The sequence below is a fragment of the Salinicola sp. CPA57 genome, from assembly GCF_003206035.1.
In the GTDB taxonomy this organism is placed as follows: domain Bacteria; phylum Pseudomonadota; class Gammaproteobacteria; order Pseudomonadales; family Halomonadaceae; genus Salinicola; species Salinicola socius.
Genome location: NZ_PZJR01000020.1, coordinates 1 through 16,110 on the forward strand (window position 1 = coordinate 1; position 16,110 = coordinate 16,110).

Here is a 16,110-nt window from a genome sequence, read left to right on the forward strand (position 1 = left end):
AGAGAAGCCGCGACACTGTCGCGGCTTCTCTCGCTTGCGGCTACCCGTTTTGCAAGCGCTTGCGAGCTAGGAACAGACAAGGCGAAAGCGGCCGAGGCAGCGGAGTTGCGGGGTGTAAATGAGCATGCCGAGGCCGTTCTCAATGCCGTTTGACCGACGCGCGCGAGCGGTCAAATATGCTCGACGCCGGAGATTTCGTACTCCACATCGCCACCCGGGGTGCGCACGTTGACCACGTCACCTTCCTGCTTGCCGATCAGCGCTCGCGCGATGGGTGAGGTGATCGAAATCTTGCCGGCCTTGATATCGGCTTCATCCTCGCCGACGATCCGGTAGCGCACTTCTTCGTCGGTCTCGAGATTGAGCAGCTCGACGGTGACCCCGAAGATCACCTTGCCGCTCTTCGTGACCTTGGTCACGTCGATGACCTGAGCCAGCGACAGCTTGCCCTCGATCTCCTGAATACGCCCTTCGATGAACCCCTGCTGCTCGCGAGCGGCATGATATTCGGCGTTCTCCTTGAGATCGCCATGCTCGCGGGCGACCGCAATATCGCTGATCACACGCGGACGTTCCACGCCCTTCAACTGCTCCAGCTCCTGGCGCAAGGCCTGCTCGCCGTGGACGGTCATCGGGACCTTATTCATTGACTACTCCTGCATGCTGTTCCTGCAGCCGCCGCACCGTGATCGCGTTACCGTATTCCAGCGCCATGCACACGGCACGCGCCCCCGCCAGCGTCGTGGCATAGGGCACCTTGCGTGCCAGCGCAGTGCGCCGGATGACCGAGGAATCATTGATCGCCTGGCGGCCTTCGGTGGTATTCACGATATAGGCGATTTCGTCGTTCTTGAGCAGATCGACGATATGCGGACGGCCTTCAAAAACCTTGTTGACGACAGCAACGGACAGACCAGCCTCTTCCAGAGCCCTGGCCGTGCCGCGCGTTGCAATTAGACTGAAGCCCAAGGCTAGCAGAGATTGGGCCACCTCGATAACACCTTGCTTGTCGGGCTCGCGCACCGAGAGAAACGCCTGACGCTCGCCGGTCAGCCTCGGAATCGCTTCGCCGGCGCCCAGCTGCGCCTTGTAGAACGCTTCGGCGAAGGTCGCCCCGCTCCCCATCACCTCGCCGGTCGACTTCATCTCCGGCGACAGGATCGGATCGACCCCCGGGAACTTGTTGAACGGGAACACCGCCTCCTTGACGCTGTAGTAGCCGGGGATGATCTCGCGGGTGAACTGCTGCTCGACCAGGGTCGTTCCGGCCATGCAGCGTGCTGCCACCTGTGCCAGCGACGTGCCGATGCACTTGGAGACGAACGGCACGGTGCGCGAAGCGCGCGGGTTGACCTCAATGACGTAGATCTCGCCATCCTGCCACGCCAGCTGCACGTTCATCAGCCCGACCACGTTGAGTTCGACCGCCATGCGCTTGACCTGATCGCGCATCTCGTCCTGCACTTCCGCCGGCAGCGAGTACGGCGGCAGCGAGCAGGCGGAATCCCCGGAGTGCACGCCCGCCTGTTCGATATGCTGCATGATGCCGCCGATCACCACCTGCTGGCCGTCGGAGACGGCATCGATGTCGACCTCGATCGCCGCGCTCAGAAAGTGATCCAGCAGCACCGGCGAGTCGTTGGAGACCTTGACCGCGTGGGTCATGTAGTTCTCGAGCTCGGAGGCGTCGTAGACGATCTCCATGGCCCGGCCGCCGAGCACGTAGCTCGGACGCACCACCAGCGGATAGCCGATTCCCTCGGCCTTGGCGAAAGCGTCTTCGAAACTGCGCGCCGTGGCGTTGGGGGGCTGCTTGAGCCCCAGCTTTTCGATCATCTTCTGGAAGCGTTCGCGATCTTCGGCGCGATCGATGGCATCCGGCGTGGTGCCGATGATTGGTACTCCGGCCGCTTCCAGCGCGCGGGCCAGTTTCAGCGGGGTCTGCCCGCCGAACTGCACGATCACCCCGACCGGCTTCTCCTTGTCGGCGATCTCGAGCACGTCCTCGAGTGTCACCGGCTCGAAGTAGAGACGATCCGAGGTGTCGTAGTCGGTGGAGACGGTCTCCGGGTTGCAGTTGACCATGATGGTCTCGTAACCGTCTTCCCGCATCGCGAGCGCCGCGTGCACGCAGCAGTAGTCAAACTCGATGCCCTGACCGATCCGGTTGGGTCCACCACCCAGCACCATGATCTTCTGACGATCGCTGACCTCCGCCTCGCACTCCTCCTCGTAGGTGGAGTACATGTAGGCGGTATCGGAGGCGAACTCGGCCGCGCAGGTATCGACGCGCTTGTAGACCGGGCGGATATCGAGCTGCTGGCGGCGCTGCCGAAACTCCCCTTCGGAGACACCCAGCAGCAGGGCCAGACGCGCATCGGAAAAACCCTTGCGCTTGAGACGGTAGAGGTCGTCGGCACTCAGATCATGCAGCGAGCGCTTGGCGACGGCGGCCTCGGACCGGATCAGATCCTCGAGCTGAACCAGGAACCAGCGGTCGATGTTGGTCAGCGCGAAGATCTCGTCGACGCTCATGCCGCTGCGCATGGCGTCGGCGATGTAGAAGATCCGATCGGCGCCGGCAGCCTGCAGCTCGCCCTTGATCAGCGCCATGTTCTCCTGATTGAACTCGGTGACCTTCGGGTCGAGCCCGTCGACGCCGATCTCCAGCCCGCGCAGCGCCTTGTGCATCGACTCCTGGAACGTCCGCCCGATCGCCATCACTTCGCCGACCGACTTCATCTGCGTGGTCAGGCGGTCGTTGGCCTGGGGAAACTTCTCGAAGGTGAAACGCGGAATCTTGGTGACGACGTAGTCGATCGACGGCTCGAACGAGGCCGGCGTCGCACCGCCGGTAATGTCGTTCTGCAGCTCGTCGAGGGTGTAACCCACCGCCAGCTTGGCGGCGATCTTGGCGATCGGAAAGCCGGTCGCCTTGGAGGCCAGCGCCGAAGAGCGCGAGACACGCGGGTTCATCTCGATCACGACCATGCGCCCGGTGTTCGGATCGACACCGAACTGGACGTTGGAGCCACCGGTCTCGACACCGATCTCGCGCAGCACCGCAAGCGATGCGTTGCGCATGATCTGGTACTCCTTGTCGGTCAGCGTCTGCGCTGGCGCGACGGTGATGGAGTCCCCGGTATGCACGCCCATCGGATCGAAGTTCTCGATCGCACAGACGATGATGCAGTTGTCGTTCTTGTCCCGAACGACCTCCATCTCGTACTCCTTCCAACCCAGCAGCGACTCGTCGATCAGCAGCTCGTGGTTGTTGGAGAGCTCGAATCCTCGATCGCAGATCTCCTCGAACTCTTCCTTGTTGTAGGCCACGCCGCCGCCGGATCCGCCCATGGTGTAGGAGGGCCGGATGATCACCGGAAAGCCGAGCGTTGCCTGAATCCTCCACGCTTCATCCATGCTGTGGGCGACTTCGGCCTTGGGGCACTCGAGACCGATGTTCTTCATCGCCTTGTCGAACAGATCGCGATCTTCGGCCTTGTTGATGGCGTCGGCATTGGCGCCGATCATCTCCACGCCGTACTTCTCGAGCACGCCGTGCTTGTCCAGCTCCAGCGCGCAGTTGAGCGCGGTCTGCCCGCCCATGGTCGGCAGGATCGCCGACGGACGCTCGCGCTCGATGATCTGCTCCACCGCCTGCCAGGTGATCGGCTCGATATACGTGGCATCGGCCATCACCGGGTCGGTCATGATGGTCGCCGGATTGGAGTTGACCAGGATGACGCGGTAGCCCTCTTCGCGCAGCGCTTTGCAGGCCTGGGCCCCGGAGTAGTCGAATTCGCACGCCTGCCCGATAACGATGGGGCCGGCGCCGATGATCAGAATGCTGTCGAGATCCGTACGTTTTGGCATGCGCTAACACTCGTCGAAAAGGTGGTGCCGGCGCCGCGCGCCGACCCTGAAAGATTCGATTCAAAGGCTTCGATTCACAGCGTCCGCTCAGGCGGGCTGCGCTTGGCGAGCCTGCATCATCGTCACGAAGCGGTCGAACAGCGGCGAGACATCCTGCGGGCCCGGGCTCGCCTCGGGGTGGCCCTGAAAGCTGAACGCCGGACGGTCGGTCAGCTCGATGCCCTGCAGCGTGCCATCGAACAGCGAGCGATGAATGGCACGCACGTTGCCGGGCAGGCTGGTCTCGTCGACCGCGAAGCCATGGTTCTGGCTGGTGATCATCACCTGGCCGCTGTCGAGATCCTGGACCGGGTGGTTGGCGCCATGATGACCATGATTCATTTTCACCGTTCTGGCTCCGGCGGCCAGCGCCAGCAGTTGATGGCCCAGGCAGATACCGAAGACTGGAATGTTCGTTTCGAGAACTTCCCGGATCGCGGCAATCGCGTAATCGCAGGGCTCCGGATCGCCCGGTCCGTTGGCCAGGAAGACGCCATCCGGGTTCATCGCCAGCACCTCGCTGGCCGGCGTCTGCGCCGGCACCACCGTCAGGCGGCAGCCGCGGGACGCGAGCATGCGCAGGATGTTGTGCTTGATCCCGTAGTCGTAGGCGACCACGTGGTACCGACGCGGGTCCTGGCCGCCATCCGAGGGCCGCTCGTTGCGACCGGTCTCGGCGTAGCCCTGGCCCAGCACCCACTCGCCCTGGGTCCATTCGTAGCTGGATTCGCAGGAGACCTCCCTGGCCAGATCCATTCCCTTGAGTCCCGGGAAGGCTTTGGCGGCGGCCAGTGCCCGCTCGACGGCATCATCGCCCTCGGCGGCATCACCAGCCACAATCGCCCCGTTCAACGAGCCCTTGCTGCGTAGAATGCGCGTCAGCCGGCGGGTGTCGATATCGGCGATCCCGATCACGTTCTCGGATGCCAGATACTCGGATAGCGACGCCGTGCTGCGAAAGTTGCTGGCGATCAACGGCAGATCACGAATCACCAGCCCGGCCGCGCAGATGCGATCCGACTCGACGTCTTCGGAGTTGATGCCGGTATTGCCGATATGCGGATAGGTCAGGGTGACGATCTGGCGGGTGTAGGAAGGGTCGGTGAGAATTTCCTGATAACCGGTCATGGCGGTATTGAAGACCACCTCCCCGCTGGTTTGCCCATCGGCTCCGATCGCAGCACCGTAAAATACACTGCCGTCTTCGAGAGCCAGTATCGCGGGTCTGTTCAAGGCAACATCCTCCTTAACGGGTCATCAACACATTGCGTCGAGGTCTAATGTCACGCCCCTACGAAATCCTGACCGGGCGAGCCGCCGCAAGGCCGTAAAAAAGCGGGACGAAATCCGGAAAAACCGGTTTCATCCCGCTTGTTGTACTGATTGCGGCACCACCTGCGGCGAATCGCTGTTGCCTGCGGCACTGGCCCGGCCAAATTGGCGAAATGATACCGGAAACCAGCGACCGGCTCCAGTACCGATCACGATTCGATTCAATGACGCCCCAACCGGAGCGCTATCAGCACCCGCTGGCGGGCGGTATTCCGTCTTTCGCAACCGCCTGGCACAACCGCTAGTCTTTCAAACCCAGCACATCCTGCATGTCGTAGCGGCCCACTTTCCGCTCGGCCAGCCAGACCGCCGCGCGTACCGCGCCGTTGCCGAAGGTCAGACGGCTCGACGCCTTGTGGGTGATCTCGATGCGCTCGCCTTCGGCCGCAAACAGTACCGTATGCTCACCGACGATATCGCCGCCACGTACCGTGGCAAAGCCGATCTCCTTGGGATCCCGGGGGCCGACCTGGCCGACGCGCTCGAACACGCCATGGGTCTTCAAGTCGCGACCCAGCGGCTCTGCCACAGCCTCGCCCAGCATCAGCGCAGTGCCGGAGGGGGCATCGATCTTGTGGCGGTGGTGCGCCTCGATCACTTCGATATCGTAGCCAGCGTCACCCAGCGCCCGGGCCGCGGTCCTGAGCAGGTTCACCGTCAGGTTGATGCCCGTGCTCATGTTGGCCGCAAAGACCATCGGCAGGCGATCGGCATAGCTGTCGAGCGTCTTGAGCTGTGTCTCGTCGAGACCCGTCGTGCCGATCACGATCGCCTTGCCGTTGTCGGCACACCAGGCAAGGTTGTCGAGGGTCAGGGCCGGCGTGGAGAAGTCGATCAGTACATCGAAGTCGTCCCTGGCTGCATCCAGCGAGTCCAGCAATGTCACGCCGAGCTTGCCCAATCCGGCCATCTCACCGGCGTCGCAACCCGCCAGCGAGCTGCCCGGGCGCACGATCGCGGCGCCCAGCTGCGCAGCCTCGTTGATGTGCGTCGCCTCCAGCAGGATCCGTCCCATTCGGCCTGCCGCTCCCATGATCGCAATCCGCGTCATGCATCCTCCCCTAGCTTTCTCTTGAGCGCAGTCCTGCCACGCCGGTAACTGTCAGTGGCGGCAGTATATCAGCCAGCACCGGGTTGGCGGCGCAGGCTACACTGGAGGGCGTCGAGCATCTCCGGAGTCCCCGTCCCATGCCAACACGCTGTCATCGCATCTGGATATCAATCGGCGCAGCATTGCTCGCCGGCTGCAGCGCCACGCCCCAGCGCACGGCCATTGCGCCCGTGGATCTCTTGGCCGGCACGCCGAACATCGACTGGTGCGGGACGCTGGCTCTGCCGTCGGAGTGGCAGGACGGAACACCGGTGGGCGGGCTTTCCGATCTCGGCTGGGACGACGATGAGTCGATGCTATTCCTGATTTCCGATCGCGGCTGGCTACACCGCGCTCGGCTGACATTCAGTGGCAGCGGCGAGCTACGTGACTATGAGCCGCTGGATACCTACCCGCTACGCGGCGAGGATGGCGCCATCCTGGCGAGTGCCAGCAGCGATGCCGAAGCGCTGACGCTGGAGAACGCCAACGACGGCGTGCGTGGCAATACCCAACTGGTGATCGGCTTCGAAGGCGACGCGGCGGGGGGCGAAGGCGGTGATACGAAGAACGGTGATACCAAGAACGAGGCGCAAGGCAACGCCCGCTGGCAGCGCTTTCTGCCTTCGGGTATTGCCAGCGAGCCGGCGCATCGACCGGCAGGGCTGTCGGACGTCAACTCCAACGGCGGGCTGGAGGCGATCACGGCGCTACCTGGACTCGGTCTCATCGGCGGGATCGAAACGCCTCCCGAGGGATGGCCCGAGAAGCTCACCCGAATCTTCACGCTCGATGGTCAGCACGAATGGCGATATCCGTTGGCGGACAACGCCAACAGCGCCCTGACCGCGATGGAAAATCTGGATGGCGATCTACTGACCCTGGAGCGCGCTTACACCCCACCGGCTTCGCTGGTGATCCGGCTGCGGCGAGCGCGCATCAACAGCGACGGCAGCATCAGCGTCACTGAGCTGGCCAGACTTTCCAACGGTGATGGCTGGTCACTGGACAACTTCGAAGGCCTGACCCGGATCGGCCCCCATCGCTATCTGATGGTCAGCGACGATAACTTCAGTCTGGTGCAGCGCACCCTGCTGACCTGCTTTGCCGTGACCGAGGTCGGCGATCGGACCCCATGATCCTGGACCGGTACCGTGGATGTCGCAGCAGCGATAGCCAAGGTCGCACCTATGCATGGCGCCGCATAATGATTTCCGCTAGTTGCCATTTCCCTCCACTGATTCGATCCTGCCGACGGCCCGGTGAACGCGACGACACTCAGGATAAGAATTCGTGTTCATAGGTTCGACGTTCAAGCCAAGGGCCATTCCTGCCGATGTAGGGCACGCGGTGTCTTCCCGGTAGCACCGGCAGCACCAACGACACGATAATCAAGACGAGGGTTCAGGATGAGTGGGATCAATCAGGCCGCGCTGGATGCCGGCGGCGACACATCGGCGGGGTTTTTCTCCCGTGAAAGAACGGTAGCGGGACCTAACTTCAATCGCTGGCTGGTGCCCACCGCAGCGTTGGCGATCCATCTCTGTATCGGCATGGCCTACGGCTTCTCGGTGTTCTGGCTTCCCATGAGCCAGGAGATCGTCAACGCCCCTGCCAGTTGCACCAATCTCGGTCTGTTCCAGGCATTGACCACGACGAGCTGTAACTGGAGCGTCCCCCAGGTCACCTATGTGTTCGGTATCTTCATTGCCATGCTCGGCGTGTCGGCGGCGATCTGGGGTGCCTGGCTCGAGCATGCAGGGCCGAGAAAGGCCGGCTGCATCGCCGCGCTATGCTGGGGCGGCGGTCTGATCGTCGGTGGCCTCGGGGTCATGAACCATCAGCTGTGGCTGGTCTATCTGGGCTGCGGCGTGCTGGGCGGCATCGGCCAGGGTCTCGGCTACATCACGCCGGTCTCCACCCTGATCAAGTGGTTCCCGGACCGCCGCGGCATGGCGACCGGCTTCGCCATCATGGGTTACGGCGGCGGCGCGATGGTCGGGGCACCGCTCGCGGTGGTACTGATGAACCACTATTCCGCGAATGGTGGCACCGGCGTCGCCATGACGCTGATCACCATGGGCGTCATCTACGCCATCGTCATGGCCTGCGGCGCGATCGGGTTCCGTGTACCACCCAACGGCTGGAAGCCGAGCGGATGGACAGCACCGAAGAACGCCAAGTCCAACGCCATGATTTCCCAAGGCCACGTTCACCTGAAGACGGCGTGGAAGACCAAGCAGTTCTGGCTGATCTGGGGCGTGCTGTTCCTCAACGTGACCGCGGGTATCGCGGTGATCTCGATGGCCAGCCCGATGCTGCAGGATGTCTTCGGCGGCGCTCTTGTGGGTCTCGCCGATCGCGCCGCCACGCTCAGCGAAGCGCAGCAGGCGGCCGTGGTTGCCGCCGCGGCCGGCCTGGTTGGTCTGATCAGCCTTTTCAACAGCGTTGGACGTCTGTTCTGGGCATCGCTGTCGGACAAGATCGGGCGCAAGAACACCTACTTCTGCTTCTTCGTGATCGGCATCATCATGTACTGCCTGCTGCCGATGTGGGGCCACCTGGGCATGGCCGGGCTGTTCGTGATCTCGATCTGCGTCATCTTGAGCATGTACGGCGGCGGCTTCGCCACGGTACCGGCCTATCTGGCCGATATCTTCGGCACCCAGATGGTTGGCGCGATTCACGGCCGTCTGCTCACGGCCTGGACCGCCGCCGGCCTGGTCGGCCCGCTGATCATCGCTGCACTGCGTCAGGCCCAGCTCGACGCCGGCGTCGAACCGAGCCTGGTCTATGACCGTACGCTCTACATCATGGCTGGGCTGCTGTTCCTGGGCCTGATCTGCAATTCGCTGGTCAAGCCGGTCAAGCCGGAGCAACAGATGAGCGATGAGGAGCTGGCCCGGGAGCGCGCGCTACAGAAGGAAGACGGCGTCGCTTCCAATGCCGAGACTGCGGCCCGTGGCCGCTTCGGTGTCGGCGGTGTTCTCGCCTGGCTCGGCGTGGGCATTCCGTTCCTGATCGGGCTCTACATCGCCCTGGCCAAGGCGGCCGCGCTGTTCTAGATCCTATCCGCTTTACCGCGGCCGGACGCTCGGGAGCGTCCGGCCGTTGCGTTTCCAGTCTCTCCGTTTCTATTCCCGATCCGCCTCGCGGTCCTCCGCCAGCAGCGACTCGAACGAATCCACCTCTCCGCAGCGGTCCGGGGCATAGCCGCTCAGCGTCTCGATGCTGGTCAGAAATGCCTGCGAGCCCATGAAGGCGAGCAGTTGCTGGACGTTGTCCTGCCTGAGGCGATCTTCGTGACCGATCAGCAGGTAGTGCTCGGTGGAGAGCGGCAGAAACCCGAGCCCGAACTGCGCCGCCGCCGCTTCCAGACCGAAACCGACGTCAGCCATGCCGGCGGCCACGTAGGCAGCTACCGCGGTATGAGTGAACTCTTCCTGGGCAGCACCAGGAATCTGAGCTTCCGCAATACCGTGCTCCGCCAGCAAAAGATTGAAAAGCACGCGGGTCCCGGAGTGTTCATCGCGATTGATGAAGCGCACATCGGCCCGGGTAAGATCCGCCAGCGACCGGATCCTGTCTCGATCCTCGGCCCGCAGGATCAACCCCTGCCGACGGGTGACGAATCGAATGATCCTGAGCGCCTGCCCCTCCAGCTGCGGCCGATAGACCTGCATCACCCGCTCGGCGAGCCGCGGGCAGGATGGCACGTGAAAGCTGGCCAGGTCGCATTCGCCACGCCCCAACGCGTTCAGCGCCTCCTGCGGATTGCAGTAGCGCAGATCGAGTTCGCCGGGACACGCCGGCAACAGCGCCACCGCGTAACCGTGACTGGCATGCAGGCGCAGTACCGGGTGAGTCCCTTCCAGCAACTGTTGCAGCTGATGATTGAGTTCGGAGGCCATGCTGTCGATTTGCGGGCCCAATCTTGCCCTGACGCGCTGCTCCGACCACAGCAATTTTTCGCCCAGAGGGGAGAGCTGCGTGCCGTACCCTTTTCGCATGTCGACCAGCGCCATCCCGAAGAACGTTGCGCCACGGTTGAGCAGATTCCAGGCGTGGCGGTAGGAGACGCCCGCCTCTTCCGCCGCCCGCGTCAGCTTGCCGGTCTCGCGCAGATTGGCGAGCAGCCGAAACAGCACCGGGTCGAGCAGTTCGCCGTCATCGCTGCGAAATAGCCACGCTGGCGTGATATTCAACTTTTTTCTAAGCATCTTCGTTCATATTTCTCGCGCCCCGCGGGAGTGCTAGGTTGGCGTCTAGCGGCACCCAACTTAAAACAGTTAAGAACAACGATTCCTATAAGACGATTGGCTGAGAGCTGGCGAGAGGTGCGAAGTCGCCGGACGAAATCCAACTGCTTGATGAGACGACCAGGCCATGCCACACGCCAGCCCGCAGACCGACGGCGCCTGGACGCCGGCACAGATTCAGGACGTGATCGACGCGCACAAATCGATGCCGGGCGCCATGCTGCCCACGCTTCATGCCATCCAGGATCGCTTCGGCCACATTCCCGAAGCGGCGATTCCGATCATCGCCGAGTCGCTGCGCCAGACTCGCGCCGACGTCCACGGCATCATCAGCTTCTATCACCATTTCCGGACGCAGCTGCCAGGTCGCAGCGTGGTGCAGGTGTGTCGGGCGGAGGCCTGCCAGGCAAGAGGCTGTCGGCCATTGGAAAGTCACGTCAAAGCCGTGCTCGGCGTGGACTACCACCACACCACGAATGACGGCGAGATCACGCTGGAGCCGGTCTACTGCCTGGGCAATTGCGCCTGCGGGCCGACGATCCGGGTCAACGACGAGATTCATGGCCGCATGACGGTCGCCAAGTTCGATCGTCTGGCCGAGCAACTGAAGGCGACCGTCGTGGAGGTTCGATGATGACGACCACCGTCTACGTACCTCGCGACACCACCGCGCTCTCGCTGGGCGCGGAGGCGATCGTCGCTCGCCTCGAGCGGGCCGCTCGGCAACGCTCGCTGGACCTGCGGATCGTGCGCAATGGCTCCCGCGGCCTGTGCTGGCTGGAGCCGCTGGTGGAGGTCGAGACAGCTGCGGGCCGAGTCGCTTACGGACCGGTCGAGCCTGAAGATGTCGACGCGCTGATCGAGGCCGGCCTGTTCGAAGGACGCTCGGATCATCCGCTGGCGCTTGGGCTGACCGAGGAGATTCCCTACCTCAAAGCCCAGCAGCGACTGACGTTCTCGCGGATCGGCATCACCGATCCGGTCTCGCTCGAGGATTACACCGCGCTGCGCGGCTTCGAAGGGCTGAAGAAGGCGCTTGCACGAGACGCCCGGAAAATCGTCGACGAGGTCAAGATATCCGGCCTTCGTGGCCGCGGCGGGGCCGCCTTCCCCACCGCGATCAAGTGGCAGACGGTGCACGATCAGCCACCGGGTCAGAAGTTCATCGTCTGCAATGCCGACGAGGGCGACTCCGGCACCTTCGCCGATCGTCTGATCATGGAATGCGATCCCTACCTGCTGATCGAGGGCATGGCGATAGCGGGCCTCGCGGTGGGCGCGACCCAAGGCTACGTCTACCTGCGCTCGGAGTATCCGAACGCCCACGCCATCTTCGGGGAGGCGATCTCGCGAGCACGTGCAGCGGGCTATCTGGGGCCGAGCCTGCTCGGCAGCGGCAAGGCATTCGAGCTCGAGGTTCGCCTGGGAGCCGGTGCCTATATCTGCGGCGAGGAGACATCCCTGCTGGAGAGCCTCGAAGGCAAGCGCGGCCTGGTCCGCGCCAAGCCGCCGCTGCCCGCCATCGAGGGTCTGTTCGGGCGCCCTACCGTGGTCAACAACGTGCTCTCGCTGGCTGCCGTTCCCTACATTCTCGACCAGGGTGGCCAGGCCTACGCCGACTACGGCATGGGCAAGTCCCGCGGGACACTCCCGCTGCAGCTGGCCGGCAACGTCGCGCGTGGCGGGCTGGTGGAGCTGGCGTTCGGCGTCACGCTGCGCGAGCTGATGGAGGATTTCGGCGGCGGCACCCAGAGTGGCCGTCCGCTCAAGGCAGTGCAGGTCGGTGGCCCGCTCGGCGCCTATCTGCCCGAGAGCCAGTGGGACAGCCCCATCGATTACGAAGGCTTCGCCGCTTTCGGGGGCGTCGTCGGCCATGGTGGCGTGGTGATGTTCGACGACAGCGTCGACATGGGCGATCAGGCGCGCTTTGCGATGGAATTCTGCAGCGTCGAATCCTGCGGCAAGTGCACGCCGTGTCGAATCGGCGCCGTGCGTGGCGTGGAAGTGATCGATCGCATCCGCGCCGGCGAGCGGGCCACGGAAAATCTCGCCCTGCTTGCCGATCTCTGCGACACCATGGTCGACGGTTCGCTCTGCGCCATGGGCGGGATGACACCGTTCCCCGTCCAGAGCGTGATGAAGCATTTTCCCGATGACCTGACACCGCGACATGCCGAAGGCGGGAGGTAGTCATGCTGCAACATTTCGATCCGAAACAGTTCGACCGCGACCTGGGAACACCGGCAAGACTCTCGGAAACCCTGGTTCCGCTGACTATCGATGGCGTCGAGATCAGCGTACCGGAGGGCACCTCGGTACTGCGCGCCGCGGCGCTCGCCGGCATCACCATTCCCAAGCTGTGCGCGTCCGACAATCTCGAGGCCTTCGGCTCCTGCCGCCTGTGCGCCGTCGAGATCGAGGGTCGACGCGGCTACCCGGCCTCCTGTACCACGCCGGTGACCGAAGGCATGGCGGTCACCACCCAGAATGACAAGCTCGCCAAGCTGCGGCGCAACGTCATGGAGCTCTACATTTCCGATCATCCACTGGACTGCCTGACCTGCCCTGCCAACGGCGACTGCGAACTGCAGGACATGGCCGGTGCCGTGGGCCTGCGCGAGGTGCGCTACGGCTTCGACGGCGCCAATCACCTGGATGCCGAGATCGACGACTCCAACCCCTACTTCAGCTTCGACCCCAGCAAGTGCATCGTCTGCTCGCGCTGCGTGCGCGCCTGCGGCGAGGTCCAGGGCACCTTCGCCCTGACCATCGAAGGCCGCGGCTTCGACTCCAAGGTCGCTGCCAGCCAGAACGAGCCGTTCATGGATTCGGAGTGCGTTTCCTGCGGCGCCTGCGTGCAGGCCTGCCCGACATCGACGCTGATGGAGAAGAGCGTCATCGACCAGGGCGTGCCCGAGCACAGCGTGGTCACCACCTGCGCCTACTGCGGCGTGGGCTGCTCGTTCGAGGCGCAGATGAAGGGCGACAAGCTGGTGCGCATGGTGCCGTACAAGGGCGGCGACGCGAATCATGGCCACTCCTGCGTCAAGGGGCGCTTTGCCTTCGGCTACGCGACCCACAAGGATCGCATTCGCGAGCCGATGATCAGGGACAGCATCGACGAGCCGTGGCGCCCCGTCGCCTGGGAAGAGGCGATCGCCTTCGCCGCGCGGCGCTTCAAGGAGACTCAGGCGAAGTACGGTCGCGAGAGCATCGGCGGCATCACCTCGTCGCGCTGCACCAACGAAGAGACCTATCTGGTCCAGAAACTGATCCGCACCGCATTCGGCAACAACAATACCGATACCTGTGCCCGGGTCTGCCACTCGCCCACCGGCTATGGCCTCAAGACGACCCTGGGCGAGTCCGCCGGCACCCAGACCTTCGATTCGGTGATGAAGGCCGACACCATTCTGGTGATCGGCGCCAACCCCACCGATGCCCACCCGGTGTTCGCCTCCCAGATGAAGCGCCGCCTGCGCCAGGGCGCCACGCTGATCGTGGCCGATCCGCGCCGGATCGATCTGCTCAAGACGCCACATGGCAGCAGGAGCCTGCATCTGCCGCTCAAGCCGGGTACCAACGTGGCGCTGGTGAATTCGCTGGCCCATGTGGTGGTGACCGAAGGCCTGGAAGACGCCGACTTCATCGCGCGTCGCTGCGACAGCGACGCCTACCAACGCTGGCGCGACTTCATTCGGGAAGCGCAACACTCACCGGAAGCTCTGGAATCGGTCACCGGCGTGCCTGCGATGCAGGTGCGAGAGGCAGCACGTGCCTACGCCAACGCCGCCAACGGGGCGATCTACTATGGCCTGGGCGTCACCGAGCATAGCCAGGGTTCGACCATGGTGATGGGCATCGCCAACCTCGCCATGGCCACCGGCAACATCGGCCGCGAGGGTGTCGGGGTCAATCCGCTGCGCGGCCAGAACAACGTCCAGGGCTCCTGCGACATGGGCTCGTTTCCCCACGAACTGCCAGGCTACCAGCACGTCGCCGACCCGGCCGTGCGTCAGAAGTTCGAGGCGGTCTGGCACACCACGATCGACGACGAGCCGGGGTTGCGCATTCCCAACATGTTCGACGCGGCCATCGCCGGCACCTTCAAGGGGCTTTACGTCCAGGGCGAGGACATCGCGCAGTCGGACCCCAACACCCAGCATGTGGAAGCCGCCCTGACCGCACTGGATTGCCTGGTCGTACAGGATATCTTTCTCAACGAGACCGCCAAGTACGCCCACGTTCTATTGCCCGGCTCCACGTTTCTGGAAAAGAATGGCACCTTTACCAACGCCGAGCGGCGCATCAACCGCGTGCGCAAGGTAATGCCGCCGGTGGCTGGCAAGGAAGACTGGGAGGTCACACAGGATCTGGCCAACGCAATGGGCTATGCCATGCACTACACCCATCCCTCCGAGATCATGGACGAGATCGCCCAGCTGACGCCGACGTTCACCGGCGTCAGCTATGCCAGGCTCGAGGCGCGGGGCAGCATCCAGTGGCCATGCAACGACGCCTTCCCCGACGGCACGCCAACCATGCACGCGCTCGACTTCCCCATCGGCAAGGGCAACTTCGCGATCACCGACTACGTGGCTACCGAGGAGCGCGCCACCCGCCGCTATCCGCTGCTGCTGACCACCGGGCGCATCCTCAGCCAGTACAACGTCGGCGCCCAGACCCGACGCACCGACAACGTGGCCTGGCACGCCGAGGACGTGCTGGAGATTCACCCCTCGGACGCCGAGGTCCGCGGCCTGCGTGACGGCGACTGGCTGGGCATCAGCAGCCGGGTCGGGCGGACCGTGCTGCGCTGTCTCGTCAGTGATCGGATGGCGCCGGGCGTGGTCTATACCACGTTCCACCATCCGGGCAGCGGGGCCAACGTGATCACTACCGACAACTCCGACTGGGCCACCAACTGTCCGGAATACAAGGTGACGGCGGTGCAGGTGGAAAAGGTCTCCCAGCCTTCGTCCTGGCAGCAGCATTTCCAGCGCTTCGACGAGCGCCAGCAGCATTACCTGGAATCCGCCGAAGCAACCACGGCGGCGCTCAAGTGAGCGCCGTCGGCTATCTTTCCGGCGTCAGGGGGCAGATGAGATGAGTCATTCGAACATGAATGATGGGGGGCATGGTGGGCCAACCGCACCGCTGATCAAGATGATCAATCAGATCGGCGCCAACAACCTCCATCATGGAGACGACGCCCAGGCGGCCGAACTGGTCGCGACGCATCTCAAGAAATTCTGGGCGCGCAGCATGAAGCGCCAGATCATCGATTACGCGGAAGCCGATGGCAGCGAGCTGAGCCCGGTATCGCGCCTCGCAATCGCTCGGCTGAAGACCCTGTCGTCGACCGTCAAGGACTGGGAGGAGACCTCCGACGCGGGATGATACGAGGATAGAACAGCTACTGGCTGGCCAGTCGGCGCCTAGGAACAAGGGGCTTCGCGAGGGCTCGCGAGGCGCCAGCCGTGGTCGGATAGATGCGTGACAAAAAAGGCCTCATCC

11 protein-coding genes are annotated in these 16,110 nt (G+C 63.8%); 6 read left to right on the plus strand and 5 right to left on the minus strand.

The genetic code is table 11. The annotated features are described in order from the left end of the window. Window positions 1-170 precede the first annotated feature (170 nt). The 4 genes from greA to dapB form a co-directional block, all read right to left on the minus strand. Window positions 171-647, minus strand: a complete 477-nt coding sequence (greA, locus tag DOM36_RS19195; protein ID WP_075568542.1) for a transcription elongation factor GreA — start codon at window positions 645-647, stop codon at window positions 171-173. After that, complete coding sequence (carB, locus tag DOM36_RS19200; RefSeq protein WP_110644068.1) at window positions 640-3,873, minus strand: carbamoyl-phosphate synthase large subunit; 3,234 nt, start codon at window positions 3,871-3,873, stop codon at window positions 640-642. Before carB ends, greA begins: the two co-directional genes overlap by 8 nt. Before the next feature lie 87 nt (window positions 3,874-3,960). After that, a complete protein-coding gene (gene carA / locus DOM36_RS19205; RefSeq protein WP_110644069.1) occupies window positions 3,961-5,145 on the minus strand; it encodes a glutamine-hydrolyzing carbamoyl-phosphate synthase small subunit in 1,185 nt (394 codons plus the stop codon). Between the two features lie 340 nt (window positions 5,146-5,485). Next, window positions 5,486-6,295, minus strand: coding sequence for a 4-hydroxy-tetrahydrodipicolinate reductase (dapB, locus tag DOM36_RS19210; RefSeq protein ID WP_110644070.1), 810 nt, complete (start codon window positions 6,293-6,295; stop codon window positions 5,486-5,488). 137 nt (window positions 6,296-6,432) lie between these two features. On the opposite strand from dapB, the gene DOM36_RS19215 reads away from it, so the two are divergent. Together DOM36_RS19215 and DOM36_RS19220 are read left to right on the plus strand one after the other, a co-directional pair. Continuing rightward, window positions 6,433-7,473, plus strand: coding sequence for an esterase-like activity of phytase family protein (locus DOM36_RS19215; RefSeq protein ID WP_075568538.1), 1,041 nt, complete (start codon window positions 6,433-6,435; stop codon window positions 7,471-7,473). A 270-nt stretch (window positions 7,474-7,743) separates the two neighbouring features. Beyond that, window positions 7,744-9,399 (plus strand): OFA family MFS transporter, encoded by a 1,656-nt coding sequence (locus tag DOM36_RS19220; RefSeq protein WP_075568537.1) that lies wholly within the window; start codon window positions 7,744-7,746, stop codon window positions 9,397-9,399. Between the two features lie 69 nt (window positions 9,400-9,468). On the opposite strand, the gene DOM36_RS19225 is transcribed toward DOM36_RS19220, so the two are convergent. Beyond that, a complete protein-coding gene (locus DOM36_RS19225; RefSeq protein ID WP_232823934.1) occupies window positions 9,469-10,539 on the minus strand; it encodes a substrate-binding domain-containing protein in 1,071 nt (356 codons plus the stop codon). Between the two features lie 181 nt (window positions 10,540-10,720). Between DOM36_RS19225 and DOM36_RS19230 the strand changes: the two genes are divergently transcribed. The 4 genes from DOM36_RS19230 to DOM36_RS19245 are packed head-to-tail and all read left to right on the plus strand — an operon-like array spanning window position 10,721 to window position 15,993. Further along, window positions 10,721-11,227 carry a formate dehydrogenase subunit gamma gene (locus DOM36_RS19230; protein WP_110644072.1) on the plus strand — a complete coding sequence of 169 codons (507 nt, stop codon included), beginning with the start codon at window positions 10,721-10,723 and terminating at the stop codon, window positions 11,225-11,227. Further along, window positions 11,227-12,783, plus strand: coding sequence for a formate dehydrogenase beta subunit (locus DOM36_RS19235; protein WP_110644074.1), 1,557 nt, complete (start codon window positions 11,227-11,229; stop codon window positions 12,781-12,783). The genes DOM36_RS19230 and DOM36_RS19235 overlap by 1 nt, the downstream gene beginning before the upstream one ends. Window positions 12,784-12,785: 2 nt before the next feature. After that, window positions 12,786-15,659 carry a formate dehydrogenase subunit alpha gene (gene fdhF / locus DOM36_RS19240; RefSeq protein WP_110644073.1) on the plus strand — a complete coding sequence of 958 codons (2,874 nt, stop codon included), beginning with the start codon at window positions 12,786-12,788 and terminating at the stop codon, window positions 15,657-15,659. A 40-nt stretch (window positions 15,660-15,699) separates the two neighbouring features. Next, window positions 15,700-15,993 (plus strand): formate dehydrogenase subunit delta, encoded by a 294-nt coding sequence (locus tag DOM36_RS19245; RefSeq protein ID WP_232823935.1) that lies wholly within the window; start codon window positions 15,700-15,702, stop codon window positions 15,991-15,993. Window positions 15,994-16,110 lie beyond the last annotated feature (117 nt).

Coding starts and splice junctions, on each gene's coding strand:
- greA (WP_075568542.1), bottom strand. CDS start 647: ATGAATAAGGTCCCGATGACCGTCCACGGCGAGCAGGCCTTGCGCCAG.
- carB (WP_110644068.1), bottom strand. CDS start 3,873: ATGCCAAAACGTACGGATCTCGACAGCATTCTGATCATCGGCGCCGGC.
- dapB (WP_110644070.1), bottom strand. CDS start 6,295: ATGACGCGGATTGCGATCATGGGAGCGGCAGGCCGAATGGGACGGATC.
- DOM36_RS19215 (WP_075568538.1), top strand. CDS start 6,433: ATGCCAACACGCTGTCATCGCATCTGGATATCAATCGGCGCAGCATTG.
- DOM36_RS19220 (WP_075568537.1), top strand. CDS start 7,744: ATGAGTGGGATCAATCAGGCCGCGCTGGATGCCGGCGGCGACACATCG.
- DOM36_RS19230 (WP_110644072.1), top strand. CDS start 10,721: ATGCCACACGCCAGCCCGCAGACCGACGGCGCCTGGACGCCGGCACAG.
- DOM36_RS19235 (WP_110644074.1), top strand. CDS start 11,227: ATGACGACCACCGTCTACGTACCTCGCGACACCACCGCGCTCTCGCTG.
- fdhF (WP_110644073.1), top strand. CDS start 12,786: ATGCTGCAACATTTCGATCCGAAACAGTTCGACCGCGACCTGGGAACA.
- DOM36_RS19245 (WP_232823935.1), top strand. CDS start 15,700: ATGAGTCATTCGAACATGAATGATGGGGGGCATGGTGGGCCAACCGCA.